Genomic DNA, 3,890 nt, shown 5'->3' on the forward strand with positions numbered 1-3,890 from the left:
CGGGAGCAAGCTCCCTCGCCACAAGAGCCCCTTCAGGCCCGCGCAGCACGCCACGCCTCGATCAACTCCACAAACCGCCCCTGCACGTCCCGGATCAACGTTTCATCATCGATTTCCCCGGCCAACCAGGCCCGGCTCGGTTCCTGGAAAATCGTCCGGCCCACGGCAAACCCCCGGCAAGTGGTGCTCTGGCTGGCCTGGCGAAAGCCCTCGGCCAACGCGGACGCCGGCGCGTTGAGACCCAGCAGCACGACGCCACGGCAGTACGGGTCGCGTTGCCGGATCAACTCGTCGAGCTGTTTCCACTCATCGGCCGTCTGCGTTTCGATCTTCCACCACGCCGGAAAGATGCCCAGGTTGTAGAGGCGCTTGAGCGCGCGATAAAGGACATCCGGATGAGCCGATGGATGATCCTTCGGCGGGATGACTTCCAGCAGCAGTTCATGCCCGCTGACCTGGGATGCCTTGTACAAGCCCATCAACTGCGCCTCCTGCTCCAGGCGCAACAGCGGTTCGTCGTCGGGGTGAAATTGCACCAGGCACTTGATGATCTGTTCCTGCGGCCAGGCGATCAGGTTGCTGCCAATGGAGCGCCCATGCTCGAACGCCAGCGGTCGCGAGCCCTGCACCTCCACGGGCCGCGCCACCCACCAGCCACGTCCGGTGGCCGCGTTGAGGGAATCCTGGCCGAAACGCTGGTCGGCCAGCAGCCCGACGTCGGCCTCGATGCCCTGGCGCTGCAGGTCGGCTTCGACCCGCTCCACGGCCTGGATGAACAGTTGCTTGAGTTCGCCGATGCAGCTCAGTTCACGACCGCCCTTCTGCGCCAGTTCCACCAATTGCCAACGATGGTCGAAGGCAAAGATGAACAGCTGTTTCCAAGCCTTGCGCGGCACGCTGACCTGATGCAGCCGTTGCAGCACCGCATCCTGGTCAGGCCGGGTAATGGGCACCGGGCTCTTGAACAGATAATCGAGCTCGGCCCGGGTCGGCATCGCCGGGGCGCAGGCATGGCGCGACACCACCAGGCCGCCACAGGCGTTGGCCAACTGGCAGCAGCGCTCATCGCTGGCGTCTTCCAGCCAACCGGCGAGAAAACCCGACATGAACGCATCGCCTGCGCCCAACACATTCAGGACCTCGACCCGCACGCCCGGATAAAGCGCACCGTCCTCCAGTCGGCTTGGGATCTCACCGTGGATCACCGTGCACCCTTGCGGGCCGAGCTTGACCACGAGGGTGGCGGATGTCAGCGAGCGCACTGTCCGCAGTGCGGTCAATAGATCTTCGCTGCCACCTGCAATCAGGAACTCTTCTTCGGTGCCGACGATGAGGTCGAAACGCGGCAGGATGCCTTGCACGTGCTGGCTGACTTTACGATCGGCGACAAAACGGGTTTCGCCATCGGCCTTGCCTGCCAGGCCCCAGAGGACCGGACGGTAATCGATGTCGAGGACGCATTTGACGTTGTGTTTGCGCGCATGGTCCAGCGCCTGGATGCTCGCGCCATAGACGCCTTCGGTGGAGAAGTGGGTGCCGGTGATCAGCAGCGCCTTGCTGGAGGCGATGAAGGCTTCGTCGATGTCTTCGGCCCGCAGCGCCATGTCGGCGCAGTTTTCCCGGTAGAACACCAGGGGAAAGGTCTCGCGATCCTTGATACCCAGCAGGACCATGGCGGTGAGTCGTTCAGGATCGACCTTGATTGCGCTGACGTCACAGCCTTCGCGCGCCAGGGACTCCACCAGGAAGCGCCCCATGTGATCGTCACCGACCCGGCTGAGCATCGCCGACCTGAGCCCCAGGCGAGCCGTGCCGAAGGCGATGTTGGCCGATGATCCGCCCAGGTACTTGGCGAAGCTTGAAACATCTTCCAGGCGCGCGCCGACTTGCTGCGCGTAGAGATCGACGCCCAGGCGTCCCAGGCAGATCACATCCAATTGACGCCCACTGGCAAAACGAGTCTGGCCCATGCTGGCTCCTGTTATTTTTATCAGCCTGCGCGGGTCGTCGGAACCGACCTCAGCGCTTTGGTGGATGCAGACTAAAACGAGCGAGCGCCAACAATCAATATTTTTTCCATATATTTTTCTATTGGAATATTTTTTCCAATACTCTACAGCTCAACCGGGCCAGACGCAGTGCATCGTTTCAGCAAGCGCTGCAACTTCGTTCAACCATGATTTTCCCCGCGCCTACGCTGTAGACTGCGACCAGCCAACCTATTGTCGAGGGCGGCCCGTTTCCGCGGGCTGCCCTATAAGAACAAGCCAGAAGGATTTCCTATGACCCGCCCCGATCTGCCGGTGCCGTCCGAGAGCGCGTCCGAAGCCGCCCTCCCCAGCCCTCCGATCAACGCCGAGCGTCTGCTGCAACTGATTACCGAGGAATACGAGAGCCTGCCGCGCCAGCTCAAGCGGATCGCCAGCTACATGAGCCAGCAAAGCGACCGGATCATGGTTGATCGCATCAGCGACATCGCTCGGGAATGCGAAGTACACCCTTCGGCCATCGTGCGGTTCTCCCAGCGCTTCGGCTTCAGCGGGTTTAGTGAAATGCAGGCCTTGTTCCGCGAGGCCTATACCCACAAGACCACGCCGGTGCAGAACTACCAGCAGCGCATCCGCAGCATGATCGCCAACAAGTCGCAGAAGGCCAGTGGCGGCGATCTGGCCCGCGAGTGTGTCAACGCGACCCTGTCAGGCATCGAGCGCCTGGGGCTGGAACTGGACGACGAGGCGTTCGAAAAAGCCGTGGACCTGGTGGTCAATGCCGACAATATCTATGTGGTCGGCGTGCGGCGTTCATTCGCGGTGGCCGACTACCTGGTCTACAACCTGCAGCACACCAACAAGCGCATTCACCTGGTGTCCGGCCTGGGCGGCAGCTATCGCGAACAGATGCGCAGCGTGCGGGCCAATGACCTGGTGATCGCCATCAGCTTTACGCCCTACGGCAAGGAAACCCAGCACTGCTTGCGGATTGCCCAGCATCACCAGGCCAAGACGCTGATCATCACCGACAGCAACCTGTCGCCGCTGGCCAAGCGGGCCAACGCGGTGCTGCTGGTCAACGAAGGCAGCTCGTTCGCGTTCCGTTCGTTGAGCGCCACGTTGTGCCTGTGCCAGGCGTTGTTCATCGCCGTGGCCTACCGCCTTGAACTCAAGGTTGATGAAATTCATGAACAGGTCGGCTTCGAGGATTGATGCCCGACCTGAAAATTGCTGAAGGAGAAGCCATGAAACTGATCGGCATGCTGGACTCGCCCTATGTGCGTCGCGTCGCCATTTCCGCCAAACGCCTGGGAATCGCCCTGGAGCACGAATCGGTGTCGGTGTTCAGGCATTTCGAGCATTTCCAGAGTATCAACCCGGTGGTCAAGGCACCGACCCTGGTGCTGGACGATCGCTCGGTGTTGATGGATTCCACGTTGATCATCGATTACCTGGAGGCCCTGGCCGGGCCAACCCGCAGCCTGATGCCGAACGATCCGGGGCAGCGGTTGCGCTCGTTGCAACTGATCGGGTTGGCCTTGGCGGCGTGCGAGAAGTCGGTGCAGATCTATTACGAACGTACCCTGCGGCCGGCGGAAATCCAGCACGGTCCGTGGCTCGAGCGGATCTGCGGCCAACTGCTGGCGGCATACGGCGGGTTGGAGCAGGCGCTGGCAAAACAGCCATTGCCCACCGATGGCTCGATCGACCAGGCCGGCATCACCGTCGCCGTGGCATGGACCTTCACCAACCTCCTGGTCGCGGACCAGGTCGAAGGCAAAGCCTTCCCACAGATCAGCGCATTCACCGCCTACGCCGAGGGGCTGGAAGCGTTCCTCAGCACACCGGTGGAATAACCGGCTGATTACGTCCCTGTGTGGGAGCGAGCCTGCTCGCGAA

At 61.9% G+C, this 3,890-nt stretch carries 3 protein-coding genes; 2 read left to right on the forward strand and 1 reads right to left on the reverse strand.

What is annotated here, in order from left to right; genetic code table 11:
* Positions 1-32: 32 nt before the first annotated feature.
* The gene (locus OC610_RS22735) at positions 33-1,970 is read right to left on the reverse strand and encodes a bifunctional 5-dehydro-2-deoxygluconokinase/5-dehydro-2-deoxyphosphogluconate aldolase (RefSeq protein ID WP_264430962.1); all 1,938 of its coding nucleotides are present in this window, start codon (positions 1,968-1,970) and stop codon (positions 33-35) included.
* A 312-nt stretch (positions 1,971-2,282) separates the two neighbouring features.
* On the opposite strand from OC610_RS22735, the gene OC610_RS22740 reads away from it, so the two are divergent.
* Positions 2,283-3,203, forward strand: coding sequence for a MurR/RpiR family transcriptional regulator (locus tag OC610_RS22740; RefSeq protein WP_264430965.1), 921 nt, complete (start codon positions 2,283-2,285; stop codon positions 3,201-3,203).
* Between the two features lie 32 nt (positions 3,204-3,235).
* A complete protein-coding gene (locus tag OC610_RS22745; RefSeq protein ID WP_264430968.1) occupies positions 3,236-3,847 on the forward strand; it encodes a glutathione S-transferase in 612 nt (203 codons plus the stop codon).
* The last annotated feature ends 43 nt before the right edge of the window (positions 3,848-3,890 follow it).

The sequence above is a fragment of the Pseudomonas agronomica genome (genome assembly GCF_025917275.1).
Taxonomy (GTDB): domain Bacteria; phylum Pseudomonadota; class Gammaproteobacteria; order Pseudomonadales; family Pseudomonadaceae; genus Aquipseudomonas; species Aquipseudomonas agronomica.

Bases quoted from the DNA above. Each gene is read 5' to 3' on its own strand.
- OC610_RS22735 (WP_264430962.1), bottom strand. From the start codon at position 1,970: ATGGGCCAGACTCGTTTTGCCAGTGGGCGTCAATTGGATGTGATCTGC.
- OC610_RS22740 (WP_264430965.1), top strand. From the start codon at position 2,283: ATGACCCGCCCCGATCTGCCGGTGCCGTCCGAGAGCGCGTCCGAAGCC.
- OC610_RS22745 (WP_264430968.1), top strand. From the start codon at position 3,236: ATGAAACTGATCGGCATGCTGGACTCGCCCTATGTGCGTCGCGTCGCC.